Consider the following 26,898-nt stretch of genomic DNA (forward strand, 5'->3'; position numbering starts at 1 on the left):
GAGTGCGCATCACGCAGAAGGCCGTCACCCTCACCAGCCTGCAGGGCCTCAACCGCAACCTGGACGCGGTCGGGAAGCTGCAGCAGCAGCTCACCTCGGGTCGGCTCCTGAACGCGCCGTCCGACTCGCCGACCGGCACGAACAAGGCGATGCAGACCCGGTCGGAGCAGGCCGCCGTCGAGCAGTTCGGCCGCAACATCTCCGACGCCGACAGCTGGCTGTCGATCACCGACTCCACGCTGCAGAACATGCTCGACGTCACCCGGCGGGTCCGCGACCTCACCGTGCAGGGCGCGAGCACCGGCAACTCGTCCGAGGCCAGCCGGCGGGCGCTGGCCACGGAGGTCGCATCGCTGCGGGAAGGCCTGCTCGGCCTGGCGAACACCGCCATCCAGGGTCGCCCGATCTTCGGTGGGGTGACCACCGGCACCACGGCGTACAGCGACGCCGGCACCTATCAGGGCATCGAAGGGGCCGACGTCATGCGCCGCGTCTCGTTCACCGAGGAGGTGCGCGTGGACCTGACCGGTCCCGAGGTCTTCGGGCCGGCCGGGAACGACCTGTTCGCCGTGGTCGCCCGGATCGCCGATGACCTCGTCGACGATCCCGCTTCCCTCGACCAGGGGCTGGTGGACCTGGACGCGGTGATGAAGGGGATGCTCGGCGGGGTCGCCGACGTCGGCGCCCGGGCAGCCCGGGTCGAGCGGGAGCAGCAGATCAACAGCGACCTCGCACTGACCCTGGAGACCCAGCTCGGCGAGGTCGAGAACGTGGACCTGCCGAACACGATCATGCGGCTGCAGATGCAGCAGGTCGGCTACCAGGCGGCCCTCCAGGCGACGGCGAAGGCGATCTCGCCGACGCTGATGGACTACCTGCGCTGATGACCACCCTCGCCGACAGCCCCGCAGCGGGCCCGATGACGACCGCACCCGCTCCGCCCCCGGTCCAGGTGCTGTCGTTCGTCGAGCCGCTGGCGGGCTTCCCCCGGCACTCCGACTACGTGCTGGTCGCCGGGGACACCGCCGGGCTGCTGTTCTGGCTGCAGGCGGTCGCCACGGACGGGCCCCGGTTCCTCGCGGTACCGGCCCGGGAGTTCTTCCCGGACTACGCGCCCGTGCTGCCGGCCGCGGTCCGCCGCGAGCTCGGGCTGCCCGACGGCGCGGAGGCGGGCGTCTACTGCCTGGTCACCGTCCCGGACGGCGACCCGGTCGCCGCCACGGCCAACCTGCGTGCGCCGGTCGTCGTCGCCCCCTCGACGCACCGCGCCCGACAGGTCGTGCTGGCCGACGGCGCTCTTCCGCTCCGGCGGCGCCTCCGCCGATAACCTCGGTGGGCCGCGTCCGCGATGCGGCTCCCGTGCCCCGCGTCGGCGGGCACCGCCACGGACGGCCACCACACAACCCATGGAGGGGTACTCGTGCTCACACTCACCCGCAGCGTCGGCGAGACGATCCGCATCGGCGACGACATCGAGATCCACGTCGTCGAGGTGCGTGGCGGCACCGTGCGGCTGGGCTTCAAGGCGCCGCGCGAGGTCACCATCCACCGCGAGGAGGTCTACCGGCAGATCGCCGAGGCCAACTTCCTGGCGGCCCAGGTCACCGCGGACACGCTCGGCGCGCTCGCGGCGTTCGCGCCGACCGCCCGCCCGGACGCGGACACCGACGGCGCCGGCGCGGAGGTTCCGGCCCCGACCGAGGCGGCGCGCCCCGGCGACTGACAGATCTGCACGGCTGGCGGGGGTCGTCCTCGGTAGACCGTGCCAATGTGACGGCTGGTCCGAGCCGGGTGGGTGCGACACGGGCAACTATTGCCGAAGCTTCGGCCCCACAACTGCGTCGACACGGCGAGTTGTGTGGCGGCTTCGGAGCGTGCGTAAGGCAGATTTCTCCCCAAGCAAGTGACAGGGGGCGATCGAGATGGCACGCAACGCATTCACCGCATCGGGGTCCGGCGACCAGGCCGGTGAGCAGGAGTCCGTGGTGGTCCACGTGCAGCTGCGGCCGCGCCGCGGCGCCACCCGCAAGTGCCTCGCGGCGCTCGCGACGCTGGCGGCCGAGCACGAGGACGTCGTCTTCGCCGTCACCGGCCTGAGCAAGGACGACCGCGTCGTCCGGGTGACCGTCGGCGTCGACCTCGGCCCCCGCACCGCCGTGGCCCGCTTCTCGCCGCAGGCGCAGGCCGCCTACGCCTTCGTCTCGGCGCTGTTCACCTCGCTGTACGACCACATGCCGGTCTACACCGCCGAGCCCAGCGGCGCCGAGCGCGCCGCCGCCACCGCGCTCCTCGAGCACGCCGCCGGGGGCACCGCCCGCGCCGACGCGCTCGCCGGCGACGCCGTCGACGCGCCGGCCCGCTCGTCGGCGCCGGCCTCGCCCATCCCGTCGCCGCGCCTGCCCGGTCCGGGCGAGCGCATCCCGGCCTGACGGCCGTCCGAGCGGTACGCCGGCCCGGCGTACCCGGCACCTCTTCTTCCCCGTAGTGCCTGGAGTTCCGATGTCCGACCGCATCCCGTCCCCGACCCCGCCGACCGCGGACGACCGTGCCCGCAACCGCCAGCCCCTGGTGTTCGGCGGGATCCCCGAGGCCGAGGGGTGGGCGCTGGCGCCCATCACCCCTCGCGACCGGGTGCACTTCCGGGTCGACCACGAGCTGCCGCTCGACGAGTTCCGCCGCGAGCTGCCCGACGGCGTCACGGTCAGCTACGACCAGGGGGACGGCCTCTACCGGGTGGACGGCGCCTGCGGAACGGCCGCGGTGCTCGCCGACTGGGTCAAGGCCTGGTGCGCCGGGCGAGGCGTGACCACCGTCGGCCTGCGCGCCGAGACCGGCGTGCGCCGGCGCGCGCCGCGTGACCTGCCGGCGGACTTCCTGGCCGACCTGTGCCGCCACTACGGGCCGGTGAGCCTCAAGCGGCTGCAGCGCAACATGAGCACGATCCGGCTGCACCTGCCCGACCCCGACGACCTGGGGCAGCAGGTGTTCGAGTGGGTGCTCAAGGCGGTGACCCAGTACGACGAGACGAAGTCGGTCCCGTTCGGCGCGTTCCTGGCCACCCAGCTGTCCAAGTGGGTGCACGACCTGGGGCGCAACGCCCACGGGCGCACCGCCGCGGACACCGAGCACAAGCAGCAGAAGGCCATCGCCGCCTTCACGGCCGAGCACCAGCGCCGGCCGAGCGAGAAGGAGCTGGCCGCCTACATGGGCCAGAGCGTCGCCACGCTGCGCCGCAACTCGCAGACCGTCGCGACCCTCAACGGGCTGCGCAACCTGCAGTCGCTGGACGGACCTCCCGAGGCGACCGAGATCCTGCTGCCCGACTCCGCCGAGGCGCCTGACGAGATCATGGGGGAGGCCGAGCAGACGCTGCTCTCGCACGCCCTGACGGCAGCCTGCGCCCCCGACCCGAACGCCCGCAGTGACCAGCGCGCCGGCCAGCCCAACGTGCTGGGCTGGGCGACCTGGTACCTGACCACCTGGGGCGGCGCGACCAAGACCCAGCTGTCCGCCGACCTCAACACCTCGGTGCGGAACATGAACGTCTACGCCGACCGGGTGGAGAAGGCCCTCAAGGACCGGCTGGCCGAGCTCGCCGACTAGGCACGCCTGCTCCTCGTCGTGTGACCCGTCGAGATCCCGCGAGCCCGCACCCGTCCCGCCCGGACGGTGCGGGCTCGCGGGATCTCGGGAGTCCGGGGTGCTGCGGCCGCCGGCCGGTGCCCGCGGTGCGCAGGGGACGGGACGGGCTGCCGCGTCCCGGGCGGTCCCGCTCGCCGGACGTTTGCGGAAAAAGCCCCGGTGAGGGGTCCGTTGGCTCCTGCACCTGCCGATATCCAGGGTGTGACGCCCCGTCCGAGCAACCGCCACCGCGCCCTCCCGCTGTGGCCGGCGACCGGACACCGGGGCCGGGACGGTGCCCGGTGAGCGCGCTGCCGTCGGGGGACGCCGATGCGCCGACCCTCGTTCCGCACTGGCTCGACGCCGCCGCGCGCGACCTGCTCGCCGGAACCGTGCGGACCGCGCTCGGGGACCGCGCGGTGCACCCGGTGACCGCCATCCACCTGCAGGACGTCCTCACCGAGCTGCACGTGGCCGCCGCCCGGGAGGCCGTCTGGCCCGCCTCCACCGCCCGGGTCCGGCTGGCGACCGGCTGGGACGACGACGTCCTCCCCGTCCGGCTCAGCCCTGTCGAGCTCGCCGGCGTCCTGGCCCTGCCCGCCCTGCCCGAGCAGTTGCGCGGGCTGCTCGACGCCCGGAGCCGGACGTGACCTCGAGCCTGTTCGGCGCCGCGCCGTCCGCTCGCCTGCTGCACCGGTTCCGGGCGGCGCCGGTCGACGTCGCCGATCTGCACGACGTCGCCGCCGAGGTGCTGCCCCGCCTGGCCTCCCCCCGGCTCCAGCTGTGCCTGGTGCGGCGCCCCGGCGCCGGCACCGTGCTGCACCTGGAGGAGGACGAGCGGGTGCAGCGGGTGGCCCTGGCCGATCTCGCCGACGACATGAGCCACGCCGGGGTGCCGGGTACGACCGCGGGGATCACCGCCGCCCTGCGGACCTGGGTGGCCCGCCGCCCGGTCACCGACGCCGCCGCGGCCGCCGCCGGGATCGCCGTGCTCGACTGGGCGGACGCCGCGGAGACCTCGGTCGGCTGGACCGTCGTCGTGGTGCGCGAGGAGCTGGCCCTGCCCTGGACACCGTCGCCGGCGGCACGCCCGGCCGAGCTGCACCGGATCCGCTCCGCAGCGACCGGCCGGGCGCACGAGGTGCCGCTGGACCTGCGGGTGGAGGGGCCGCTGGCGCTGTGGTCGCACCGTGCGGTGCCGGTGCTGGCCTCGGCCGCGCTCGTGGCCCCGGAGCTGCTGCTGCACCGGATCGCTCGCGCCGGGCTGACGCTCCCGGACATGCACGTCGTCGTGACGCCGCACCGGCCGGTCGCCTGCGCGTCGCCCGGCGTTGCCCGGCGGCTGGCCGGCCAGGCCAGCGACGCCAGCGTGACGCTGCCCTGGCGCAGCCTGGTCGACCTGCCCTGGATCTGACCCGTCCCGGCCGCCGTGGCGGCCCCGCGGTCAGGAGATGGCGCCGTACTCCCAGTGCCACGGTTCGGGCTTCTCGCCGCCGGGCCGCGCCCAGTCGGGCTGCACGAAGCCGAAGCGGGCGGCGTGGGCCGTCATCCAGGTCCACTGCGGCGTGCCGGCGACGTTGACCCCCCCGCCGAGGTCGACCGCGAGGGCCCAGCCGTGGTTCGACGTCCCCGGGACGGCGGCCAGCCCCGGCTTGGCGCGGTACGCCGCGACCTGCGCGCGGAAGGGCCGGTAGGAGTCGGTGATCCGCAGCCGGGTGCCGAACTCCGCGGTGAAGGCGGCGTCCAGCCGGGCATAGGAGGCCGCGGCGTCGCAGCGCAGCGCGTGCCCCGCGATCCCGAGCCGGCACAGCGCCTCGGCGGGGATGCGGCCGTTGGACCAGCCACCCCACTGCGGGCTCGCCGGACCCGGCTCCGGCGGTGGGACGCCGCACGCGCCGGCGTCCCCGCCGGCCAGGGGTGCGTTCGGCTGGGCGGGGGCCGGCACGGGGACCCGGACGGCCGAGGAGCCGGCCGCCAGGGGGCGCACGCCCACCTGGTACGACGCCGCGGAGGCGCCGACGACGTCGCCGTCGCCGAGGTAGAGGCCGACGTCGCGGCCGCCGGGGGAGAAGACGAGGTCGCCGACCTGGAGGTCGCGGATCGGCACGGCGGCGCCGGTCGCCCACTGGGCTTCGGGCGTGCCCGGCAGGGCGTACCCGGCGAGCAGCCAGGAGGCGGCGGTGAACCCGCCGCAGTCGTAGGTCTCCGGGCCGGCGGTGCCCGCGACGAACGGCTTGCCGAGCTGGGAGAGGGCGTTGCTGACCGCGGCCACCGTCTCGGCGGGGAGCACGGTCACCGGCTCGCTGCCGATGGCCGCCCAGGCCACGCCGGGGACCGGCCGGCCGTCGGGGTCGAGCGCGGGGGAGAGGCCGGCCGGGAGCTTCGTGACGTCGGCCAGCGCCGCCGCGGGCGGCGGCGCGATGCCGGTGTCGGCGAGCCGGCCGAGGTACTGCTGCCAGCGGCGGGTCGCCGCGTCGTTGCGCTCCTGCTGCGCGCCGGCGGCGGGGATGGTGCCCAGCCCGGCGAGCCGGCCGGAGACCTCCGGGGCGAGGCCGTCGACCTCGGCGCGCACGGCGGCCAGGACGTCGGCGGCCCGCCGGTCGGCGGCCGCCACGGCGGCGCGCGCGTCGGCCACGCGGGCTGCCGCGGCCTGGAGCCGGGCGGCGCTGCGCGCAGCCCGGACGGCGGCGCCGGCCAGGTCCGCCCCGGCGCGGTCGGCCAGGGCCTGCCGGTAGAGGACGCCGGACGCCGCGTCGGCGTCGTGCAGGTCGAGCGCCAGCACCGGGTAGCGGTCGGTGGCGTCGGCCCGGTAGAGGTCGGCCGCGCCGCCGCCGACGGGCAGCCGCGCGGTGGCGAGGTCGTCCCGCGCGGCCCGCTCGGCGGCGAGCGCGTCGGCGAGCCGGGCGCGCCGGTGGTCGGCCTCGGCGGCCAGCAGCTGGTAGCGGTCGGCCTGCTCCAGCAGGGAGCTGCGGGCGGCGAGCGCCAGCGTGGTGGGGTCCGGTGCGGAGCCGGCCCCGCCGGGGACCTTTGCGCCGGGCAGCAGGAGGGCCAGGGCCGCGGGGATCAGCAGGGCGCTGGTCGCGACGATCCCGAGGCGCGTCGACCAGTTCGACCCGGTGCGCCGGGCGCGGCGGGCAGCGCGGGCGCGCGTGCGGGCCGGAGCGCGGCGGACCGCGGTGCGGCCGGCGGCCGGCCGGGACCGGCCGGGCGGGGTCCGGGACGTGCCCGGGCGCCGGCCGCCCGCGCGTGCGGCGACGGCCGCGCGGGCCGCGGCGAGCTGCTCCGGGGTGACGCCGGGACGGGCGGTGGCCGCCTGGCGCCGGGCCAGGGCCGCGCGCAGCGCCGTGGCCTCCGCCGGGGTCAGGGGCGGTCGGGCCGGGCTGCGCTCGGCGCCGGCAGCGCTGCGGGCGGGGGCGGTGCGGGCGGGGGCGGTGCGGGCCGAGGACGCCGGTCGGGGGGTGCTCGTACGCGCGGGCGTCCGCGATGCAGGCACTGCGTCCCCCGGGCGATCTCGTCGGAACGGATGGGGCTCCTGAAGCCGAAGGGGCCAGGAGCGCTCGCACATCCATCGACGCGCCGCGGGAGATGCTTGAAGAACCGGTCCCGGAGGGTCACCCGTCCGGGGTGGGGTGAACCTCGGGGGAGGGGAGGAGGGCGCCGGAGGGGCGCCTCAGGGCGCCCACCACGCGCCGTGGCGGTGCACGAGCGGGATCCGCAGCTCGCCACCGTCCTCGGTCGATACGACGAACTCCAGCCTGGTGATCCGGACGGGCGCGCCCTCGCCCTCGGGCTCGAGGAGCCGGCCGGTCGCCAAGGGCATGGGCGGCAGGACGAGGAGGTCCTCGTCGGGGAGCTCGGCCATGCGCGGTCCTTCCGAGAGCGGGGGCGCACCCACCGTAGGGATCGTGCCCCGGGACGCAACGGGCCGGGTGACCCCGGAGGGTCACCCGGCCCGGGGGCGAGGTGCGGTCAGCGCGCGTCGATGGGGACGAAGTCCCGTTCGGTCGCACCGGTGTACAGCTGCCGGGGACGCCCGATCTTCGTGCTCGGGTCGGCGATCATCTCCCGCCACTGCGCGATCCAGCCGGGCAGCCGGCCGAGCGCGAACAGCACGGTGAACATCCGCGTCGGGAAGCCCATCGCCTGGTAGATCAGCCCGGTGTAGAAGTCGACGTTCGGGTAGAGCTTGCGCTGGACGAAGAACTCGTCCTTCAGCGCGATCTCCTCGAGCTGGCGCGCGAGGTCGAGCAGCTCGTTGTTGCCGCCCAGCTTGTCCAGCACCTTGTCGGCCGTCGCCTTCACGATCGCCGCGCGGGGGTCGTAGTTCTTGTAGACCCGGTGCCCGAAGCCCATGAGCTTGACGCCGGGCTCCTTCTTCTTGACCCGCTCGACGAAGCGCGGGATGTCCCCGCCGTCGGCCTTGATGGCATCGAGCATCTCCAGCACCGACTGGTTGGCGCCGCCGTGCAGCGGGCCGAACAGCGCGTTGATGCCGGCGGACACGGAGGCGAACAGGTTCGCGTGCGAGGACCCGACCAGCCGGACGGTCGACGTCGAGCAGTTCTGCTCGTGGTCGGCGTGCAGGACGAAGAGCATGTCCAGCGCCTTGGCCAGGTCCGGGTCGACGTCGTAGGGCTCGGCCGGGAAGCCGAAGGTCATGCGGAGGAAGTTCTCCACCAGACCCAGCGAGTTGTCCGGGTAGAGGAACGGCTGGCCGACCGACTTCTTGTAGGCGTAGGCCGCGATGGTGGGCAGCTTGGCCAGCAGGCGCAGGGTCGACATCTCGACCTGCTCCTCGTCGAAGGGGTCCAGCGAGTCCTGGTAGAAGGTCGACAGCGCGCTCACCGCCGACGACAGCACCGGCATCGGGTGCGCGTCGAGCGGGAACCCCGCGAAGAACTGCTTGAGGTCCTCGTGCAGCAGGGTGTGCCGCCGGAGCCGCTGGTCGAACTCGCCCAGCTGGTCGGCGGTGGGCAGCTCGCCGTAGATCAGCAGGTAGCTGACCTCGAGGAAGCTGGCCTTGCCCGCGAGCTGGTCGATCGGGTACCCGCGGTAGCGCAGGATCCCGGCGTCACCGTCGATGTAGGTGATCGCCGAGGTGCACGCCGCGGTGTTGACGAAGCCGATGTCGAGGGCGACCTTGCCGGTCGTCGCCAGCAGCTTGCTCGTGTCGATGCCGTCTGCGCCCTCCGTCCCCGACTTCACCGGAAGGGGCAGCTCTCCACCGGGGTAGCGCAGGGCGACGTCGGGGGTGCCTACGTCACCGGCGCTCGTTGTCTCGGTCATAGAGCCGAGACGCTACTCACTTCCGCGGAGCTTGGCACACGTGCGCGCGCCGTCCGGTACCGACGTGGTGGTCGCCCGGGCCTCGCCGGTGGTCGGGGCTTCCCGGCCCCGACCACCGGCGGACGGGTCAGGGGTGGGTCATCGACAGGACGTCGAGCGCGGCGTCCAGCTGCTCCTCGGTGAGCTTTCCCTGCTCGACGTAGCCCCGCTCCACGACCACCTGGCGGATCGTCTTCTGCTCCTTGAGCGACTGCTTGGCCACGATCGCGGCCTCCTCGTAGCCGATGTACTTGTTCAGCGGCGTGACGATCGAGGGGGAGGACTCGGCGTAGGTGCGGCACTGCTCGACGTTGGCCACGATCCCGTCGACGCAGCGGTCGGCGAGCAGCCGGCTGACGTTGGCCAGCAGCCGGATCGACTCCAGCACGTTGCGCGCCATCAGGGGCAGCGTCACGTTCAGCTCGAAGACGCCGGTGGTGCCGGCGTAGGTCACCGCCGCGTCGTTGCCGATGACCTGGGCGCCGACCTGGATCACCGCCTCGGGGATCACCGGGTTCACCTTGCCCGGCATGATCGAGCTGCCCGGCTGCAGGTCCGGCAGCTGGATCTCACCGAGGCCCGTGCGCGGGCCCGAGCCCATCCAGCGCAGGTCGTTGGCGATCTTCACCAGGCCGACGGCGATCGTCTTCAGCTGGCCAGACCCCTCCACGAGTGCGTCGCGGGAGCTCTGCGCCTCGAAGTGGTCACGCGCCTCCGACAACGGCAGCTCCATCTGGCCGGCCAGCTTCTCGATGATCGCCGCGGCGAACCCGGGCGGGGTGTTGATGCCGGTGCCGACGGCGGTGCCGCCGAGGGGCAGCTCGCCGATGCGCGGCAGCGACGCCTCCAGCCGCTCGACCCCGTAGCGGACCGCCGCGGCGTAGCCGCCGAACTCCTGGCCCAGCGTCACCGGGGTGGCGTCCATCAGGTGGGTGCGGCCGCTCTTCACGACCTCCGCGAACTCCTCGGCCTTGCGCTGCAGGGAGGCCTCGAGGTGCCGCAGCGCCGGGATCAGCGTGACGACGATGGCCCGGGTGGCGGCGATGTGGATCGCCGACGGGAAGACGTCGTTGGACGACTGCGAGGCGTTCACGTGGTCGTTCGGGTGCACCGGCGCGCCGAGGGACTCGGTGGCCAGGGTGGCGATGACCTCGTTGGTGTTCATGTTGCTCGACGTGCCCGACCCGGTCTGGAAGACGTCGATGGGGAAGTGCTCGTCCCAGTCGCCGCGGGCGACCGACCCGGCGGCCTCGGCGATGGCGTCGGCGATCGACCGGTCGAGGACGCCGAGATCGGCGTTGACGGTGGCCGCCGCGCCCTTGATCGCCGCCAGGGCGCCGATCAGCTCCCGCTCGATGGGGGTCCCGGAGATGGGGAAGTTCTCGACGGCGCGCTGCGTCTGCGCCCGCCACTTGGCCCAGGAGGGGACGCGGACCTCTCCCATGGAGTCGTGCTCGATGCGGAAGTCGGTGGTGTCCTGACCGCTGCCGTCCTGCGCTGCGCCGTTCTGCTGGGCCACGCTGTGCTCCCGGTGGTGTGGATGGTGACAGTGCTCCGCACGGGACCCTAGACACCCGTGGGGGGAGGGGTCGGTTCCGCCCTCGCGGCAGACCGCCGAGGAGGGCCGTGTGCGCCGGAGGCATCCGCGCCGTCCGCGGTGCCGATCCGGCACGAGCCCCGAGGAGTGCCGCATGTCCCAGCCGCCCCTGACGCCGGACACCGGCGGCACGCCGTCCCCGCAGGACCAGGGCACCCCCGGCTGGCCGGCGCCCGGCACCGGCTGGACCACCCCCGCCCAGCCGGTGCCCGACTGGGCGGCGACGGCGTCGTGGCAGCCGGCCGGGGCCGTTCCGGCGCCGGCTGCGGCCCCCGCTCCGGCCCTCGGGCTGCCGTCCGGGCGGGGTCGGTGGGCGGTGGCCGGCGCGGCCCTGGGCGGGCTGGCCGTCGGGGCGGTGACCGCCACGTTCCTGGTGAGCGCGGTGTTCATCGGCAGCGGCCGAGGACATCGGCCGGGCGATGGCCGAGGAGCTGACCCCGGGCCTCACCGAGGGCGTCCGGCAGGGGATGGTCGAGGGGGCCCAGGACCAGATGGACTCCGCCCTGGGCATGCTCGACGGGAGCGCGGGCTGGTACGGCGGCCCACCGTCGGGGTCCGTCGAGGAGTTCCCGCCGGTGGAGCCGGGGGACCTGGGGCCGGACGAGGCGCTCGACACCTACGCCCAGGGCTGCTTCGACGGCGACCTGCAGTCCTGCGACGACCTCATGTACGCGTCGCCGCCGCTGTCGGACTACGAGACGTACGCCAGCACCTGCGGCGGCCGGGTGAAGTCCTACGCGGTGATGGCCTGCACCGAACTGGAGTGAGCGCGGGCGCCTGCGCGGCGCTTCTGCCGCTAGCCTCCCGGTGCGTGAGCGATCCCGAGGGCACCGCCCGTCCGCCCGCCGTGCGCGTCTCCGACGCCGAGCGGGAGGCGGTGGTGGCGCAGCTGCAGACGGCCGTCGGCGAGGGGCGCATCGACCTGACCGAGTTCGGCGAGCGCGCCGAGGCCGCCTACGCGGCGGTGACCCGGCCCGACCTGGACGCGCTGGTCGCCGACCTGCCGGCGGGTGGCCGCGCGCAGGTCGAGATCGTCGGCACGCGCACGCCGGAGGAGCTGACCAGCGTCTTCGGCGACATCACCTCGGCCGGCGGCATGACGCCGCCGCGACGCGCGCACACGGTCTTCGGTGACGTCCGGATCGACCTGCGTGGGCTCCGCACCGGCGCCGACCGCCTCGATCTGCACCTGAGCACCGTCTTCGGCGGCATCGACGTGATCGTCGCCGAGGGGGTCGACGCCCAGCTCGAGGGACGCACGGTCTTCGGCGACCGGAAGGTCACCCTCGCGCCGGTGCAGCGGCTGGCCGGCACGCCGCTGGTCGTCGTCCACGCGAAGGCGATCTTCGGCGACCTCCGGCTGCGCAGCCTCGCCCCGGGGGACTCCCCGAGCCGCTGGGGTGCCCTGATGGAGCGGCTGGCCCAGCGCCGCCAGCTGTGACGGCGGCGGGCCTCAGTCGCGGTCGAAGGGGACCGCGGAGTAGGCCCGCAGCTTCTCCAGCGAGTGCAGGCTGTCGATCGAGCGGATCGTGCCCGACCGCGACCGCATGACCAGCGACTGGGTGGTGCAGCCCCCGGCGCTGTAGCGGACCCCGCGCAGCAGCTCGCCGTCGGTGATGCCGGTGGCGACGAAGAAGACGTCGCCGCGCACCAGGTCGTCGATGTGCAGCACCCGGTCCAGGTCGTGGCCGGCGTCGATTGCCTTCTGCCGCTCGTCGTCGTCCTTGGGCCACAGCCGGCCCTGGAGGGCGCCGCCCATGCACTTGAGCGCGCAGGCGGTGATGATCCCCTCGGGGGTGCCGCCGATGCCCAGCAGCAGGTCGACGCCGGTGCCCTCGCGGGCGGCGGCGATCGCGCCGGCGACGTCGCCGTCGGTGATGAACTTGATGCGGGCGCCGGCCTCCCTGACGTCCTGGACCAGCTGCTGGTGGCGGGGCCGGTCGAGGATGCAGACGGTGACGTCGCCGACGGAGCTCTTCTTCGCCTTGGCGATGCGGCGGATGTTCTCCGCGACCGGCGCGGTGATGTCGACGACGTCGGCCGCGGCCGGGCCGGTGGCCAGCTTCTCCATGTAGAAGACCGCCGACGGGTCGTACATGGCACCCCGCTCGGCGACGGCCATGACCGCGATGGCGTTCGGCATGCCCTTGGCCATCAGGGTGGTGCCGTCGATCGGGTCGACGGCGACGTCGCACTCGGGGCCCTGGCCGTCGCCGACCTGCTCGCCGTTGTAGAGCATGGGCGCCTCGTCCTTCTCGCCCTCGCCGATGACCACGACGCCCTGCATGCGCACCGTGCCGATGAGCGCCCGCATGGCGTCGACCGCCGCGCCGTCGCCGCCGTTCTTGTCACCGCGGCCCACCCAGCGCCCGGCGGCCATCGCGGCCGCCTCGGTCACGCGCACGAGCTCGAGCGCCAGGTTGCGGTCGGGCGCCGGCCGGTCGGCGGAGAAGGCGTGTCCGGCCGTCGTCGAGGGGAGCGGGCCATCAGGCAGGGGCAGCGACACAGGACCTCCTGGTTGGGCCACCGGGTGGTGGCGACGCCCCGGCCCGGCCGTACCCGGCGGTGGGCTGCCGGGCGGATGCCGCGTGGGCGCTGGGCGGCGGTGGGGGAGAGCTCGCCTGCGATCCTAGGGGCATGACCGGAATCGGCCCGACGAGCCAGCGTCCCCAGGTCCCCGACGACGCGGCCGCCGCCGGGACGCAGGCGCCGCCGCCGTCGCCCGCGGTGGAGCGGGCCAACCGGATGAGCGCGGCCAACATGCTGCGCTCGCTGCTGCCGCTCGTGGTGATCTGCCTGCTGATCGTGGCGTGGGTGACGTTCAAGAACGACGCCGGGGACCCGGTGCGCGAGATCGACCCGTCGACCACGGTGCAGCTGGCCCAGTCGCGGGCGGACTATGCGGTGCTGGTCCCCGACGGCCTGGGCGAGGGCTACCGGCCGACCAGCGCGCGCACCGACGCGGGCAACGCGGCCGAGGGGGATTCGGTCACCCTGCAGCTCGGCTACGTGACGCCGTCCGGCGGCTACGCCGGCTTCGTCGTCAGCGACGACCCCGACGCCGATGCCGTCGACGCGGTGCTCGACGCCGCGACGGCGGACGGCGAGGTCTCGCTCGACGGCGCGCAGTGGACCCGATCCACGACCGAGCGCGGGGAGACGGCGTTCTCGCGGGTCGTCGACGGGGTCACGCTGGTGGTCACCGGATCGGCCGACGACGACGAGCTGGCCGCCGTGGCGACCGCGGTGCGGCCCTGGTCGGGCTGAGCCGCGCCGTCGCACCGTCCAGGTCACGACATGATGACTCCCGGTGCGTCCGGCACCGGAGTCGACGGCGGCGGGGGCAGGGTGTCGGCATCGACCCACTGGACCGACTGCCTGAGGAGCCCCGGATGCCGGCACGCGAGGACTGCACGAGCAGTGACCACCGGGCTCCGGCCGACGGCGGGTCCTGCGCCTGCGGGATGGTCACCCGGATCCCGGCGGCGCGGACGGTTCAGCCGGTGGACGTGCGCGACGTGCTCGCGCGCTGTCTCGACGACGGCGCCCCCGGCCTGCGGGTGGCGGGCGCCCCGTCGCCGGACGACGCGGTGGGCTCGCCGGGCCTGCGGCAGCGCGTCGACCGGGTGCTGGCGGCCCTCGCCGACGCCGGGCTCGTGGTCGCCCGCGACGACCGGCTCCGCCCGCCGGCCTGAGCCACCGCGCCCCGGCGCCTCAGGCGTCGTCAGCGGGTGCCGCTGCGGCCAGGCGCTCGCGGGCGCGGTCCAGCCAGTGCTGGCAGAGCCGGGCCAGCTCCTCGCCGCGCTCCCACAGGGCCAGCGACTCCTCCAGCGTGAGGCCGCCGGCCTCCAGCCGCCGGACGACGTCGGCGAGTTCCTCGCGGGCCTGCTCGTAGGTGGTCGCCGGCTCGGGGCCGCGCTCGTCGGTGGTGCTCATGCGGGGTCCTCCTGGGGGGTGGGAACGGCGTCGGTGCCGGGGGCGGCGGCCCGGTCCACGCGGACGGGGAGCCGGCCGCCGGCGACCCGGACCCGCAGGAGCTCGCCGTCGGCCACCTGGGCGGGGTCGCGCACCAGCGAGCCGTCGGCCTGCTGCACGACGGCGTAGCCGCGCTCGAGCGTCGCGGCGGGGGAGAGGGCGGCCACCCGGGCCCGGGCGTGCTCGAGGTCGCGCTCGGCGGCCTCGACGCGGTGGGTGAGCGTGCGCCGCGCCCGCGTGCGCAGGGCCAGGACGTCGTCCTCGCGGCCGTGCAGCAACCGGTCGGGGGAGGCGAGCGCGGGACGGGTCCGGACGGACTCCAGCCACCGTTCCTGCTGCTCCAGCCGGGCGCCGACGAGGTGCCGGGCGCGGGCCCGCAACCCGTCGACCAGGCGCCGCTGCTCCCCGATCTCGGGCACGATGCGGTGCGCGGCGTCGGTGGGGGTGGCGGCCCGGACGTCGGCGGCGTGGTCGACCAGCGTCGTGTCGGTCTCGTGGCCGACGGCGGTGACCACCGGCGTGCGGCAGCCGGCGATCGCCCGCACCAGGCCCTCGTCGGAGAAGGGCAGCAGGTCCTCGACGGAGCCGCCGCCGCGGGCGACGACGATGACCTCGACCGCCGGGTCGGCGTCCAGCTTCCGCAGCCCCTCGATGACGTTGGCCGCCGCCTGCGGGCCCTGGACGACGCAGTTGTGCATGGCGAAGCGCACGGCCGGCCAGCGCCGGCGGGCGGTCACCAGCACGTCGCGCTCTGCCGCGCTGTCCCGGCCGGTGATCAGCCCGACGACCCGGGGCGCGAAGGGCAGCGGCCGCTTGCGGGCGGCGTCGAACAGGCCCTCCGCGGCCAGCAGCCGGCGGATCCGCTCGATGCGGGCCAGCAGCTCACCGAGGCCGACCGCCCGGATCTCGGTGGCGCGAAGGGAGAACGAGCCACGGGCGACGTAGTAGTCGGGCCGGGCCCGCACGATCACCCGGGCGCCCTCGGTGAGCTCCAGCCCGGGGCGCTCGGCGACGTCGCGGTGGCAGGTGACCGGCACCGACAGGTCGGCGGCCGGGTCGCGCAGGGTCAGGAAGATCGTGGCGGCGCCGCTGCGCCGGGACAGCTGGGCCACCTGGCCCTCGACCCACACCTCGCCGAGCCGGCCGATCCAGTCGGCCACCTTGCGGGCCACCGTGCGCACCGGCCAGGGGGCCTCCGGGGACGACGGGGCGGTCATGCCCCGAGCGTGTCAGACGGCACCGACACGACCCGGACCCCCTCCCGGGCGGCGAGATGCGCACGGATCGCCGCCCGGGGGTGCTGGGTCAGGCGCCGCGCGGGGCGAGCGGGCTGGACTCGACCGCCTGCTCCTCGAGCTTCTCCAGCCGGTTGCGCAGCATCCGCAGGTACGGCTCGCGGGCCCGCGTGGCCTGCTCGTAGGCGAGCAGGTCGGACACGGTGTTCAGCTGGTAGCCGCGGAGCCGGCCGCGCAGCTGGGCGATGGAGAAGCTGTCGTAGCCGTCGACCGGCGCCGCTCCGGCCGCCTGGGCGCCGGAGACGTCGCTGCCGCCCTGGGGGTCGTCGGTCGGGGCGTCGGACGTCTCGCCGACGGCGTCGACGGCCGCGCCCTCGGCGACGGCGGCGTCGGTCTCGTCGGTGTCGGCCGTGCCTGCGCCGGTGGCCGCGGCCACGGGGGTGCCGCCCTCGTCGACGGCCACGTCGGGACCAGCGTTCGTGTCGGTGGCGGCGGTGTCGGTGGCGTCGGTGGCGCTGCCGTCGGTGGTCGCCACGGTCTCGTCGGTGGCGGGCTCCTCCGCCGGCGCCTCGACGGCCGCGACGCCCTCGTCGGTGATCGCGGCGTCGACCGTCGCGACGTCGCCCTCGGGGGTGAGCACGTCGACGGAGGTGGCGACGTCGGCCGATGCGTCGGTGTCGGTCGCCGCCGGGGCCGGGTCGGACTCGAGCAGGGCCCGCTCGAGGGCGTCGGCGTCCTCGGTGGCCACCGCCTCGTCGGTACCCGCTGTCAGCGGGTCGGTGTCCGGGGTGGCCGGGACCATCTCGTCGATGGCGAGCTCGTCGAGCACCTCGTCGGTGCTCGGCGCCTCGTCCGTCGGCAGGTCGGTGAGGCTCTGCTGGGCCTCGTCCGCGCCGTCGGCGAGCTCCTCGGTGCCCTCGGCGAGGTCCTCCACCAGCTCCTGGCTGAGGTCGTCGATCGCGGCGACGACGGCGTCGGCGGCCGGGTCGTCGGGGAGGTCGGCCACCTCCTCGTCGGTGATCGTGCCGGTGTCGGCGACGCGGTCGAAGGCCGAACCGCGGAGGCCGGCGGCCGGCTCGTCGTCGTCGAAGGTCGCCATCCCCGGCTCGGCGTCACCGCGCAGCCCGACGAGCAGCTCGTCGCCGCGGGCGACGAAGCCGGCGTAGGTCTGCTGCACCTTCATCGCGTGCTGCATCGCCATGCCGATGACGCGGACCGGCAGTCCGGGCAGGGTCTCGGGCAGCTTCCGGGCCTCGTCCAGCACGGTGGCCGCCAGACCGGCGGCGGCGCGGACAACCTCGGGGATCTCACGGGACATGGCCCCAGCGTGCCCCAGAAAGGACCCCGCGACACACCCGACCAGCGATGATGCGCCCGCTGGAGGGATGTGGCTGGTCACATCCGTGTCCCGCGCCACCCGCGCACGCCGTCCCGCTGGTCGCCACCCACCTACCATGGGTGCATGGCTGATCAGCGCGGACGTGTCCTGCTGGCCGATCCCCGGGGGTACTGCGCCGGCGTCGACCGGGCGGTGGTCGCCGTCGAGCGCGCCCTGGAGATCCACGGCGCGCCCGTGTACGTGCGGAAGCAGATCGTCCACAACAAGCACGTCGTGGCGACGCTCGAGCGCCGCGGCGCGATCTTCGTGGACGAGACCGACGAGGTGCCCGAGGGCTCGGTCGTCGTCTTCAGCGCGCACGGGGTCTCCCCGGCGGTGCACCAGGAGGCGGCGGACCGGCAGCTGCACACGATCGACGCCACCTGCCCGCTGGTCACCAAGGTGCACCAGGAGGCCAAGCGCTTCGCCCGGGACGACTACGACATCCTGCTGATCGGCCACCGCGGGCACGAGGAGGTCGAGGGCACCTCCGGCGAGGCGCCGGCCCACATCCAGCTCGTCGACGGCCCCGAGGACGTCGCGAACGTCCAGGTGCGCGACCCGGAGAAGGTCGTGTGGCTGTCCCAGACCACGCTGTCGGTCGACGAGACCCTGGCGACGGTCGACCAGCTGAAGAACCGGTTCCCGGGGCTGCAGTCGCCGCCGAGCGACGACATCTGCTACGCCACCCAGAACCGGCAGCAGGCCGTCAAGAAGATGGCCGGGGAGTGCGACCTCGTGCTCGTCGTCGGCTCCACCAACTCCTCCAACTCCGTCCGGCTGGTCGAGGTCGCCCTGGAGGCGGGGGCGCGCGCCAGCTACCTCGTCGACTACGCCGCCGAGATCGACGAGGCCTGGCTCGACGGCGTGCAGACCGTCGGCGTGACCAGCGGCGCCTCGGTGCCGGAGATCCTGGTCAGCGAGGTGCTGGACCTCCTCGCCGCGCGGGGCTACCCCGACGTCGAGACGGTGAAGGCCGCCGAGGAGCGGCTGGTGTTCGCCCTGCCGCACGAGCTGCGCAAGCCCCGTCTCGCCGGGCCGGCCGCCGACTGATCCACGACGAAGCCCCGGTCCCGCAGCTGCGGGACCGGGGCTTCGTCGTGGACGGGAGGGTCAGCGGCGGGTGACCAGCCGCACCACGGTCAGCACGATCGCGACGGCGGTGGCGGCGGCCATGGTGGGGAAGCCGCGGACCAGCAGCGTGGCCATGGTCGGCAGGTTCAGCGGCGCCGAGGGGGCGAGGCTGATGTTGACCAGCGCGACCAGCACGAAGACCAGCGGCGGCGCCACGATGACGGAGAGCAGATCCCGCCGCCGGACGAGCAGCGTGGCGATCGCGGTTCCGCCGGACAGGGCGACCAGCGTGATCATGCCCAGCCCCATGCCGACGAAGGAGTCGACCGCGCAGCCGGCGAGGGTGAGCAGGAAGATCCCGAGGACGGCGACCGCGCCGGGGAGGCTGCTCTCGCGGCTGCCGGTGGGCGAGGTGGTGCGGGCGCCGGGGCGCTCCTGGGCCGCTCGCGGGGCGGCGGGACGGTCGGGCGCGGCTTCGCGACGGCGGGGACCGGCCGGGGGCCGCTGCTCGTAGCGGTCGCGGGCGTACTCGCGCTCGGTGGCGCGCAGCCGCTCACCGGCCCGGACGGGTGCCGGGACCGGCGGGCGCGAGGAGCGGGCCGGCCGCTCGCCGGCGGCGGGGCGCGGTGCGCGTGCGGGCTGCGGCCGCTCGGGGCGTCCTCCGCCCTGCCATGCGCCCGCCGTGCTCGCCGTGGCCATGGCGCACCTCCGTCCCGTGCCGCAGGGCGACCCGGCTGGCCGACCTTCCGGGCAACGGTAGCGACCGGAGCTGGGAGTTCGTGGGATGACCGCGCCGCGTCGCAGGGCCCGCGTGGGGGTCCAGTAACGCCGCGTGTTGGTTGTGACACGCGGGGCGGACGAGGTCCTCCGCCGAGGCCCCCGTCGACGCCTGGCGCCGCCGCGGACAGGGTCAGCCGGACGTGCCGTCGCGCTCCTGCCCGGCGACGTCCAGGCGGCCGAGGTCGTCGGTGGGCCGGAGCGTGCGGATCGTCGCCTCCACCTCGACCGGCTCCGGCACGGGGGACTCGGCGATGCCGAGGTCGTCGAACCGGCGGGCCGCGGTCAGCACCGAGCGCTCGTAGGAGCCCACCGTCTCGTTGTAGCGGCTCAGCGTCGTCGACAGGGCCGAGCCCAGCCGGGTGAGGTGGCCGGACAGGGTGCTGAGCCGGGCGTGCAGGCGGCGGCCCACCTCCAGCACCTGATCGGCGTCGCGCGCCAGCCGCTCCTGCCGCCAGGAGTAGGCCACGGTGCGCAGCAGCGCCAGCAGCGTGCTGGGCGTCGCCAGGACGACGTCCCGGGCGAACCCGTACTCCAGCAGCCCCGGCTCGGCCTCCAGGGCGGTGGTGAGGAAGCCGTCGGACGGCACGAAGAGGACGGTGAACGGCGCCGCCGGGCGGAAGGCGGTCGGGTAGCGCCGGGCGGCCAGCGCGTCGACGTGGGCGCGCAGTTGGCGGGCGTGCATCGCCACGCGGTCGGCGCGGACCGCGCGGTCCTCGGCCTGCACCGCCTCGATGTAGCCGGTGAAGGGCACCTTCGCGTCGACGATCACCTGGCGGCCGTCGGCGAGGGTGACCACGAGGTCGGGGCGCACCCCCGCGCCCTCGTCGTTGGTGCCGGCCGGCTGCTCGACGAAGTCGCAGTGCTCGAGCAGCCCGGCCACCTCGACGACGCGGCGCAGCTGCACCTCGCCCCAGCGACCGCGGACGTGCGGGGTGCGCAGTGCGGTGACCAGCGCGGCGGTCTCGTGCTTCAGCTGCGCCGACGCCTGGCCGACGGTGCCCATCTGCTCGCGCAGCTCCCCGTGGGCGGTGGCGCGGGCCCGCTCCATGCCGGCCAGCAGCCGGTGCAGGTGGTCCAGGGACTCGTGCACCGGCTCCAGGCCGGTGTCCTCGGGGCGGCGGCGGGCCAGCAACGTGACCACGCCGAGGGTGACGGCAGTGGCCAGCAGCGCACCGAGGAGGAGCCCGAGGAGCAGGGAAGCGGCGTCCATGGCGGGGACCCTGCCGGACGGGTCCGACAGTTCCCGGGCAACGGGGGTGGGCGCGCCGCGGTCAGCCGGCGGGGACGCCCGCGGAGGCGGCCTCGTGGTCGAGCAGCCAGCGCTTCACCGGCGTCCCCCAGCGGAAGCCGCCCAGCCCGCCGTCGGATCCGAGCACCCGGTGGCAGGGCACGAAGAGGGCGGTGGCGTTGCGGGCGCAGGCGTTCGCCGCGGCGCGCACCGCGGCGGGACGGCCGCACCGGGCGGCGAAGCCGGCGTAGGTGTCGGGTCGGCCGGCGGGGACGGTGCGCAGGACCTCCCACGCCTCCTGCAGGAACGGCCCGGACCGCTGCCGGACGGCGACGTCGTCGATGGCGGTGACGTCCCCTGCGACGAAGGCGTCCACGGTGTCGAGGATGGGGACCCGGGCGACCGGTGAGGAGGTGTCCGGCCGCAGGGACGGGTGCACCACGGCGAGCAGGTCGGCGACGTCGGCGGTCCAGCCGCTGGCGAGCACGAGCTCCCGGCCGTCCCCGTCGGTCGTGACGACCGCCGTGAACGGGCCGGGCGGGGTGGCGACGGTGGCGTGGCGGACGGAACCGGTCATCAGGCGCTCCTCGGGAGGGCGGGTGCGGGTGGGCTGGGGCGGGTGAAGAGGGACGGCACGGCCAGCGCCCACAGGTGCAGGACGGCGTAGGAGCGCCACGGCCGCCAGTGGGTGGCGGCGTCGGCGTCGTTGCTGCCCAGCGCGGCGAGGGACTTCCGGAGGGCGAGGTCGCCGGGGAGCCAGACGTCGGGATCGGCCAGCCCGCGCAGGCCCACGAGGGCCGCCGTCCACGGACCGATGCCGGGGACGGCGCGCAGCCCGCGCTCGGCGTCGGCCCGCTCCGCGCCGGGCCCGAGGACGATCGAGCCGTCGGCCACCGCGGTGGCCAGGGCGGAGACGGTGCGCCGGCGCGCACCGGTCAGCCCGACGGCACCGAGTTCGGCGTCGGCCAGCGCCTCCGGCCGCGGAAAGGCGTGGGTGAGGGTGCCGATCGGCTCGGCCAGCGGGGTGCCGGCCGCCGTGACCAGGCGGGCGGTGAGGGTGCGGGCGCCGGCGACCGACACCTGCTGGCCGAGCACGGCGCGGACGGCCAGCTCGTCGGCGTCGGGGGAGGCGGGCACCCGGCGTCCCGGGGCGGCGGCGACCAGCGGGGCGAGCGCCGGGTCGGCGGCCAGTACGTCGTCGACGGCGGCGGGGTCGGCGTCGAGATCCAGCATCCGGCGGCAGCGGCTGACCGCGGCGCCGAGGTCGCGCAGCTCGGTGAGCCGCAGCCGGGCGCTGACCGCCGCCGCGCCGTCGGCCGCGGGGGAGAGCCGGACCACCGCCGGCCCGTGCGGTAGGTCCAGGACCCGCGAGAACGTCGTCCCGTCCCACTCCTCCAGCCCCGGGACGGCGTGCGCACCCAGGAAGAGCAGCACCTCCTCGGCCGCGTACGGCGCGCGGGCGGCCAGCCGGAGCGTGAGCCAGCCGGGCGGACCGCCGTGCGTGCCGCGCCGGCCGCGGCGCAGCTCGCCGGGGGTCGCGGCGAACACCTCGCGCACGGTGTCGTTGAACTGGCGGATGCTGGCGAACCCGGCGGCGAAGGCGACGTCGGCCATGGGCAGGTCGGTGGTCTCGACGAGCACGCGGGCGATCTGCGCTCGCTGGGCGCGGGCCAGCGCCAGGGGGCTCACACCCAGCTCGCCGACGACGAGCCGGTGCAGCTGGCGCTCGGAGTAGCCGAGGCGGGCGGCGAGCCCGGGAACGCCGGAGCGCTCGATCTCCCCGTCGGCGATCAACCGCATGGCCCGGGCGACGACGTCGGCGCGCACGTCCCATTGCGGTGACCCCGGCGCGGCGTCCGGCCGGCACCGGCGGCAGGCGCGGTAGCCGGCGCCCTGGGCGGCGGCCGCGGTGGAGAAGAAAGCGACGTTGCGGGCCAGCGGGGTGCGCGCGGGGCAGGACGGCCGGCAGTAGATGCCGGTCGTGCGCACCGCGGTGAAGAACCAGCCGTCGAAGCGCGCGTCCCGGCCGGCGACGGCGCGGTAGCAGCGCTCGTGGTCCAGGGACTCCCTCATGGCACCGAGCATGCCAGCGCCCGGCGACGGTCTCTGGCGGATTTCGGACGCCGCCCTGGCGTGCACCGGTCGGTGGACGGCGGGCCGGGGCGTCGGCGGTTCCCGGCCGACCACCGCCCGTGTCGTAGACGCGAGGTCGGCGTCAAGCCTTCTCGCGGATCTGTGGACAGGTGCTTGACCTGCGGTTTCGTGTTGTCGGTGTCGATCGGACCGGCTAGCCTTCGTACATCTGTTCGGCCTCCGGGGATGAGGCGCTGGCCCGGTTGTCGGCCGCGCTGGACGACCTCGCGGCCGAGGACCTGTCGGGCCGGATCGGCCCGCAGCTGCTGGACCGGCTGACCGGTCTGCTGACCGCGCAGAACCGGTTGGCCGCGCAGGTGGCCCGCACGGTTCGGGAGTGTGAGGTGACCCAGGCCGCCGAGCACGACGGGAAGGCCTCGATGGCCGCCTGGCTGCGCGGCCACGCCCGCTTCTCGGCCGGCGCGGCCTCACGGGCGGTGCGTTCGGGCCGGGTGCTGGCCGAGCTGCCGGCGGTCGCGGCTGCGTTCGACCGGGGCGAGCTGACCGCCGAGGCCGTGGTGGTCATCGCCCCGGTCGCCGCACCGGCGAACCTGGCCGCCGCCGCGGAGCAGGGCGTCGACCTCGCGGGGGTCGACGCCGCGCTCGCGCAGGTGGCCGCGTCCCGGCCGTATGCCGAGCTGCGGCAAGTGGTGCACCACTACCTGGCCCGGCTCGACCCCGACGGTCCCGAGCCCGATCCCACCGAGGGCCGGTCGCTGACCTTCGTCCGGCATGCCGACGGATCCCTGTCCTTGCGCGGCGAACTGGACGCCGTGGGCGGGGAGAAGCTGCAGGCCGCGGTCGAGTCGATCGTGCAGGCCTCCCGCCCGGCCGGGGACACCCGCACCCGCGCCCAGCAGTCCGCCGACGCCCTCGTCCAGCTGTGCGACAACGCCCTGGCCGCCGGCGGCCTGCCCATCCTGCGCACGGTCAAGCCGCACGTGGTCGTCCGCGTCGATCTGGACGACCTGGTCGACCCGGCGACCGGACCGGCCGCCGCCCGGCTCGGGTTCGGCGCCACCATCTCCGCCGCCCGCGCCCGCTGGCCGGCCTGCGACGGCAGCGTCGCCCGCATCGTGATCGGCCCCGAGGGGCAACCGCTGGACTACGGCCGCACCCACCGCGTCGTGCCACCGCAGCTGCGCCGCGCGGTCGAGGCCCGCGACGGTGGCTGCGTGTTCACCGGCTGCGACGCCCCCGCCCACTGGTGCGACGTCCACCATCTCGTGCACTGGATCGACGGCGGCGAGACGTCGCTGGAGAACCTGTCACATTCGGGATACACCCCCTGACAAGATGTCGCCGTGGCCTACGAGTGGGTGGCGCCGACCGCTACTGCAGCGGTCGGGATCGCGGGCGTCGTGTTCACCTGGCTGTCGAGCCAGACGAACGCGCGCACGCAGCAGGCGCTACTCATGGCCGGGCAACGGCATGAAACAGAAAGAGAGCGACGTCTCGAAAGGCGTGAAACCTTCGCGGGGGTGCTTGTAGCGCTCGCGGAGTGTAATCGCGAGATTGGCGATCAGGGCAAGGTGCTTTTCAAGATCCGAGGCGCGATCATCCGCAGGCTGACGGAATCAGGCGGCGCCATCTCAGACGAGGCAATCCAAGCCGCCGCTTCGACCGAAGAGACGGTGTCCGTCGCTAGCAGCATCGCGGCCATTCTGCGAGCCGTCGACGGCTTCGACCGCACGGCGTACGACGCGCAGTTGTCCGGAAGCGAGGCTGTAACCGAGGCCATGGATGCCGTCCGCGAGGATCTTCTCGACATCTGCACGGACTTCAGCAAGTTCCGAGACTGGCGCTACTTGGCGCACGAGAAGCGCGAGGCGCTTATCGCGGCGATGCGTGCGGACCTCGGCTACGAGCCTGACGCGTGACGCCCGGCGACCGCTTGGCGGTGGGGGTTCGGGGGCGTTCTTCCCCCGGACCCGCAACTGCCGGGTGCGGTCGTGCCGCTTCGCTGATCTCAGCCTCAGGCGGTCAAGGGGGGCCGCAGGCCACCGCGTAGCGGCGCGAAGCGCCCTTGACGGCCGCGTGCCCGAGTCGGGGACGGACACGGCGCCGGAGGCGCCGCTTGGTACTACTGCGAATAGTTACTCCATCGCAGGTCAGAGGCCTGTGGAGTGCCTGGCGTATGACAACTTAGGTTCACGCCCGAAGCAATGTATGTTCACAGTCGTGAACCGTGCGCAGAGGCGCGCCGCAGAGCGGCGAGCGACCAAGGCGAGACCGCGTCCAACCCCTGTCCGGGAGTCGCCGCGGCTAGCGGCGGCGCAGCCGCCGGTCGCGGCGAAGGCGATGCCGCCTGCCGATCCGCCGAGGATCAGCGAGCTGGATCTGCTGTTGCGGCTCCGACGGGCCGCAGAGGGCCGTGCGGCGGCTGAGCGCGAGGTGGTGGCGGCGATGCAGCAGGCGCGTGAGCACGGGATGTCTCTTGCGCGCATCGGCGGCGCGGTCGGTGTGTCGGCTCAGGCGGTCCGGCAGAGGCTGCTTCGCACCTGAGTGGGGGCGGCGGCTGGGCTTGTCGCTCCGATCCGGCAGACTGGGCGGCGCACGGAGCAGTCGGCGGGCCACCCACTCGGGTCCGGCGGCGGGTAGGACCCCAATCCCCGTGTGCTGGGCCTCTCCACGGAGACGGGTGGGCGGCACCCTGCTGATGCCGGAGCAGGACACACACGAGCCGAGGGCGTAGGCGCCGGGGTCGATCCCTACTGGATCGATGCCTCGGAGTGCGTCGTGGATTCTTGTTCTGCCCTGTCGCCTGGTGGGCCGCTGTGGCGAAGCTGACCCGTGAGCAGGTCGCGGCCTGGTTGGCGACCTCCTGCGCAGCGCAAGGTGTCCCTGTCAAGGTGACCGACCCGCAGACGCTGGCGAAGGTGGCTGCGCTGCTGACGCCCGCCGGTGGCGGTCCCCGATCCCGCGCGGAGCGCGGGTAGGGGCCGCCCTGGCGGCGTCACAGCCGCCAGACCGCCCGCACCCGTGAGGGGTCCAGCGAGCGGGCGCCGGACTGGCCGGGTTCGATCACCGCATGGTCGAGCACCGCTGAGACGATCGCGGCCTGCCGGGACAGGCTCAGGGTGTCCCACTGGTCGCGGAGCTGGCCGCCGTTGCCGGGCAGGCCGGTCAGCGCGTCGGTGCGGGTCAGGGTTGCGAGCTGCCGCTGGCGGTCGGCCATGCGGCGCTCGATCGGCTCGCGGGCGGTGCGCCACTCGCGGGCGCTGATCTCCTGCTTGCCGAACATCACTGCCAGCTCGTCGAGCTGGGCCTGGTCGCCGGCCAGCCCATCGGAGAGCTCGGCGGCGCCGTCGTCGCTGCGCCGGCCGGCCAGCACCTCGCCCAGCTCCGGGCCGTCGAGCCGCTGCAGGACCGCCTCGACCAGCATCGCCTCGAGCGGCTCGGCGACGACGGTGAGGCGGCCGCAGCCGCCGTGGTCGGGGCCCTTGAGGCAGACGTAGCGGCGGGAGTTCTCGCGCGGGGAGGCGTAGAGCTTGCCGCTGCACTTGCCGCAGCGCAGCAGTCCGGACAGGACGTAGCGGCGGGGGGTGCGTCGTCCGGTGGCCACTCGCTCGGCCATGCGGGCCAGGATCCGGTCCCGGTCGGCGGGGTCGATGATCGCGGGCCACTGTGCGGGGCCGACGACCTCGCCCAGGTGCTCGCGCAGCCCGGCGATCCGTCCCGAGCGCAGCAGGCCGCGCAGGGTCGGGGATCGCCACTCGCGGCCGGTGACGGTGGACACGCCCTGCTCGGTGAGCCAGGTGCACAGCGACCGCAGGCTCTCCCCGGCCAGGTAGCGGGCGACCAGCGCCCGGATCACCTCGGCCTCGTCCGTGCGGACGGTCACCCGGTCGGCCTCGTAGCCGAACGGGCGGACGCTGCCGCCGTGCGGGACGCCGGAGGCGGCGTTCTGCTCCCACTTGCGCCGCATCCGTCGGCTCTTGGCCGCTGACTCGTTCGCTGCCACCGCCGCCATGATCCTTCCGATCAGCAGCCCGTCCCCGGTGCCCAGGTCCATGTCCCCGGACACGAACCGGACCTTGCGCACCCCGGCGGCGTCCACCGTGGCGACGAACTGCTCCAACTCCACCGGACGGCGGGTGAGCCGGTCAACGTGGTAGCAGATCACCGCGTCCCGCAGCCCGTCGGCCAGGTCGCTGAGCATCTGCTGATACGCCGGGCGGCGCTTGCCCGAGTAGGCCGACAGGTCGTTGTCGACGTACTCCTGCGCGATCGGCCAGCCCACCTGCTCGGCCAGGCGGCGACAGTCCTCCAACTGGCGGGTGACGCCCAGGGCCCTGCCCTCGGTGTCGCTGCTGATCCGCGCGTAGACCGCCGCTGCTCTGACCTCTGCTGACATGGGGGTAGATTAGTGAAGCGCCGAGAACTCCGGGCTGCTGTGCGAACGGCACCACACCAAGGTGCATCACGGGTTCACCATCGTCCGGGACTCCCGGGGCCGATGGCACACCTATCGGCCCGACGGCACCGAGATCCTGATCTTCCCCCGCGTCACCGGAGAGGCCGAACACTCCCGCACCGGCTGAGCTCCCTC

28 protein-coding genes are annotated in these 26,898 nt (G+C 74.8%); 15 read left to right on the forward strand and 13 right to left on the reverse strand.

Features of this window, described 5'->3' with window-relative positions:
• Positions 1-2: 2 nt before the first annotated feature.
• The 7 genes from flgL to ACI790_RS02530 all read left to right on the forward strand — a co-directional run bounded on the left by flgL (position 3) and on the right by ACI790_RS02530 (position 5,035).
• Entirely contained in the window at positions 3-884 is an 882-nt protein-coding gene (gene flgL / locus ACI790_RS02500) for a flagellar hook-associated protein FlgL (protein WP_456568207.1), read from the forward strand.
• Entirely contained in the window at positions 884-1,327 is a 444-nt protein-coding gene (gene fliW, locus ACI790_RS02505) for a flagellar assembly protein FliW (RefSeq protein ID WP_456568208.1), read from the forward strand. Before flgL ends, fliW begins: the two co-directional genes overlap by 1 nt.
• 93 nt (positions 1,328-1,420) lie before the next feature.
• Positions 1,421-1,723: a carbon storage regulator CsrA gene (gene csrA / locus ACI790_RS02510; protein WP_456568209.1), complete on the forward strand. Its 303-nt coding sequence runs from the start codon at positions 1,421-1,423 to the stop codon at positions 1,721-1,723.
• 199 nt (positions 1,724-1,922) lie between these two features.
• Positions 1,923-2,429: a hypothetical protein gene (locus ACI790_RS02515; RefSeq protein WP_456568210.1), complete on the forward strand. Its 507-nt coding sequence runs from the start codon at positions 1,923-1,925 to the stop codon at positions 2,427-2,429.
• A gap of 70 nt (positions 2,430-2,499) precedes the next feature.
• Positions 2,500-3,603 carry a flagellar biosynthesis protein FliA gene (locus ACI790_RS02520; protein ID WP_456568211.1) on the forward strand — a complete coding sequence of 368 codons (1,104 nt, stop codon included), beginning with the start codon at positions 2,500-2,502 and terminating at the stop codon, positions 3,601-3,603.
• A gap of 320 nt (positions 3,604-3,923) precedes the next feature.
• Positions 3,924-4,271, forward strand: coding sequence for a hypothetical protein (locus ACI790_RS02525; RefSeq protein WP_456568212.1), 348 nt, complete (start codon positions 3,924-3,926; stop codon positions 4,269-4,271).
• Positions 4,268-5,035, forward strand: a complete 768-nt coding sequence (locus ACI790_RS02530; protein WP_456568213.1) for a hypothetical protein — start codon at positions 4,268-4,270, stop codon at positions 5,033-5,035. The genes ACI790_RS02525 and ACI790_RS02530 overlap by 4 nt, the downstream gene beginning before the upstream one ends.
• A 30-nt stretch (positions 5,036-5,065) precedes the next feature.
• On the opposite strand, the gene ACI790_RS02535 is transcribed toward ACI790_RS02530, so the two are convergent.
• From ACI790_RS02535 to ACI790_RS02550, 4 genes are all read right to left on the reverse strand, one after another.
• Entirely contained in the window at positions 5,066-7,114 is a 2,049-nt protein-coding gene (locus ACI790_RS02535) for an NlpC/P60 family protein (protein ID WP_456568214.1), read from the reverse strand.
• 177 nt (positions 7,115-7,291) lie between these two features.
• Positions 7,292-7,483 (reverse strand): hypothetical protein, encoded by a 192-nt coding sequence (locus tag ACI790_RS02540; RefSeq protein ID WP_456568215.1) that lies wholly within the window; start codon positions 7,481-7,483, stop codon positions 7,292-7,294.
• Positions 7,484-7,590: 107 nt separating this feature from the next.
• Positions 7,591-8,907, reverse strand: coding sequence for a citrate synthase (locus ACI790_RS02545; protein ID WP_456568216.1), 1,317 nt, complete (start codon positions 8,905-8,907; stop codon positions 7,591-7,593).
• 127 nt (positions 8,908-9,034) lie between these two features.
• The gene (locus tag ACI790_RS02550; RefSeq protein WP_456568217.1) at positions 9,035-10,465 is read right to left on the reverse strand and encodes a class II fumarate hydratase; all 1,431 of its coding nucleotides are present in this window, start codon (positions 10,463-10,465) and stop codon (positions 9,035-9,037) included.
• 497 nt (positions 10,466-10,962) lie between these two features.
• On the opposite strand from ACI790_RS02550, the gene ACI790_RS02555 reads away from it, so the two are divergent.
• Both ACI790_RS02555 and ACI790_RS02560 read left to right on the forward strand, forming a co-directional pair.
• A complete protein-coding gene (locus tag ACI790_RS02555; protein WP_456568218.1) occupies positions 10,963-11,310 on the forward strand; it encodes a hypothetical protein in 348 nt (115 codons plus the stop codon).
• A 44-nt stretch (positions 11,311-11,354) separates the two neighbouring features.
• Entirely contained in the window at positions 11,355-11,984 is a 630-nt protein-coding gene (locus ACI790_RS02560) for a DUF1707 domain-containing protein (protein ID WP_456568219.1), read from the forward strand.
• A 12-nt stretch (positions 11,985-11,996) separates the two neighbouring features.
• Here ACI790_RS02560 and glpX read toward each other — a convergent pair whose 3' ends face one another.
• A complete protein-coding gene (gene glpX / locus ACI790_RS02565) occupies positions 11,997-13,049 on the reverse strand; it encodes a class II fructose-bisphosphatase (RefSeq protein ID WP_456568220.1) in 1,053 nt (350 codons plus the stop codon).
• 131 nt (positions 13,050-13,180) lie between these two features.
• Between glpX and ACI790_RS02570 the strand changes: the two genes are divergently transcribed.
• On the forward strand, positions 13,181-13,810 hold the full coding sequence (locus ACI790_RS02570) for a DUF4245 domain-containing protein (protein ID WP_456568221.1): 630 nt from the start codon (positions 13,181-13,183) through the stop codon (positions 13,808-13,810).
• A gap of 125 nt (positions 13,811-13,935) precedes the next feature.
• A complete protein-coding gene (locus ACI790_RS02575) occupies positions 13,936-14,238 on the forward strand; it encodes a hypothetical protein (RefSeq protein WP_456568222.1) in 303 nt (100 codons plus the stop codon).
• 19 nt (positions 14,239-14,257) lie between these two features.
• Here ACI790_RS02575 and ACI790_RS02580 read toward each other — a convergent pair whose 3' ends face one another.
• The 3 genes from ACI790_RS02580 to ACI790_RS02590 all read right to left on the reverse strand — a co-directional run bounded on the left by ACI790_RS02580 (position 14,258) and on the right by ACI790_RS02590 (position 17,071).
• Positions 14,258-14,479, reverse strand: coding sequence for an exodeoxyribonuclease VII small subunit (locus ACI790_RS02580; RefSeq protein ID WP_456568223.1), 222 nt, complete (start codon positions 14,477-14,479; stop codon positions 14,258-14,260).
• Positions 14,476-15,735 carry an exodeoxyribonuclease VII large subunit gene (gene xseA / locus ACI790_RS02585; RefSeq protein WP_456568224.1) on the reverse strand — a complete coding sequence of 420 codons (1,260 nt, stop codon included), beginning with the start codon at positions 15,733-15,735 and terminating at the stop codon, positions 14,476-14,478. The genes ACI790_RS02580 and xseA overlap by 4 nt, the downstream gene beginning before the upstream one ends.
• An 88-nt stretch (positions 15,736-15,823) precedes the next feature.
• A complete protein-coding gene (locus ACI790_RS02590) occupies positions 15,824-17,071 on the reverse strand; it encodes a hypothetical protein (RefSeq protein WP_456568225.1) in 1,248 nt (415 codons plus the stop codon).
• 144 nt (positions 17,072-17,215) lie between these two features.
• Between ACI790_RS02590 and ACI790_RS02595 the strand changes: the two genes are divergently transcribed.
• Positions 17,216-18,184 (forward strand): 4-hydroxy-3-methylbut-2-enyl diphosphate reductase, encoded by a 969-nt coding sequence (locus ACI790_RS02595; RefSeq protein WP_456568226.1) that lies wholly within the window; start codon positions 17,216-17,218, stop codon positions 18,182-18,184.
• 60 nt (positions 18,185-18,244) lie between these two features.
• Here the strand turns inward: ACI790_RS02595 and ACI790_RS02600 are convergent, their stop codons facing one another.
• From ACI790_RS02600 to ACI790_RS02615, 4 genes are all read right to left on the reverse strand, one after another.
• Positions 18,245-18,904: a DUF6542 domain-containing protein gene (locus ACI790_RS02600; protein WP_456568227.1), complete on the reverse strand. Its 660-nt coding sequence runs from the start codon at positions 18,902-18,904 to the stop codon at positions 18,245-18,247.
• Between the two features lie 211 nt (positions 18,905-19,115).
• Positions 19,116-20,195, reverse strand: coding sequence for a DNA recombination protein RmuC (locus tag ACI790_RS02605; protein WP_456568228.1), 1,080 nt, complete (start codon positions 20,193-20,195; stop codon positions 19,116-19,118).
• A gap of 61 nt (positions 20,196-20,256) precedes the next feature.
• Complete coding sequence (locus tag ACI790_RS02610; protein WP_456568229.1) at positions 20,257-20,790, reverse strand: methylated-DNA--[protein]-cysteine S-methyltransferase; 534 nt, start codon at positions 20,788-20,790, stop codon at positions 20,257-20,259.
• A complete protein-coding gene (locus ACI790_RS02615) occupies positions 20,790-22,286 on the reverse strand; it encodes an AlkA N-terminal domain-containing protein (RefSeq protein ID WP_456568230.1) in 1,497 nt (498 codons plus the stop codon). The genes ACI790_RS02610 and ACI790_RS02615 overlap by 1 nt, the downstream gene beginning before the upstream one ends.
• Before the next feature lie 263 nt (positions 22,287-22,549).
• On the opposite strand from ACI790_RS02615, the gene ACI790_RS02620 reads away from it, so the two are divergent.
• From ACI790_RS02620 to ACI790_RS02630, 3 genes are all read left to right on the forward strand, one after another.
• Positions 22,550-23,638, forward strand: coding sequence for a DUF222 domain-containing protein (locus tag ACI790_RS02620; RefSeq protein ID WP_456568231.1), 1,089 nt, complete (start codon positions 22,550-22,552; stop codon positions 23,636-23,638).
• Positions 23,639-23,650: 12 nt separating this feature from the next.
• The gene (locus ACI790_RS02625; RefSeq protein ID WP_456568232.1) at positions 23,651-24,226 is read left to right on the forward strand and encodes a hypothetical protein; all 576 of its coding nucleotides are present in this window, start codon (positions 23,651-23,653) and stop codon (positions 24,224-24,226) included.
• Positions 24,227-24,527: 301 nt separating this feature from the next.
• Complete coding sequence (locus ACI790_RS02630) at positions 24,528-24,851, forward strand: hypothetical protein (RefSeq protein ID WP_456568233.1); 324 nt, start codon at positions 24,528-24,530, stop codon at positions 24,849-24,851.
• Between the two features lie 451 nt (positions 24,852-25,302).
• Here the strand turns inward: ACI790_RS02630 and ACI790_RS02635 are convergent, their stop codons facing one another.
• Positions 25,303-26,703: a recombinase family protein gene (locus tag ACI790_RS02635; RefSeq protein ID WP_456568234.1), complete on the reverse strand. Its 1,401-nt coding sequence runs from the start codon at positions 26,701-26,703 to the stop codon at positions 25,303-25,305.
• Between the last annotated feature and the right edge of the window lie 195 nt (positions 26,704-26,898).

Source organism: Blastococcus sp. SYSU DS0539 (assembly GCF_054050855.1).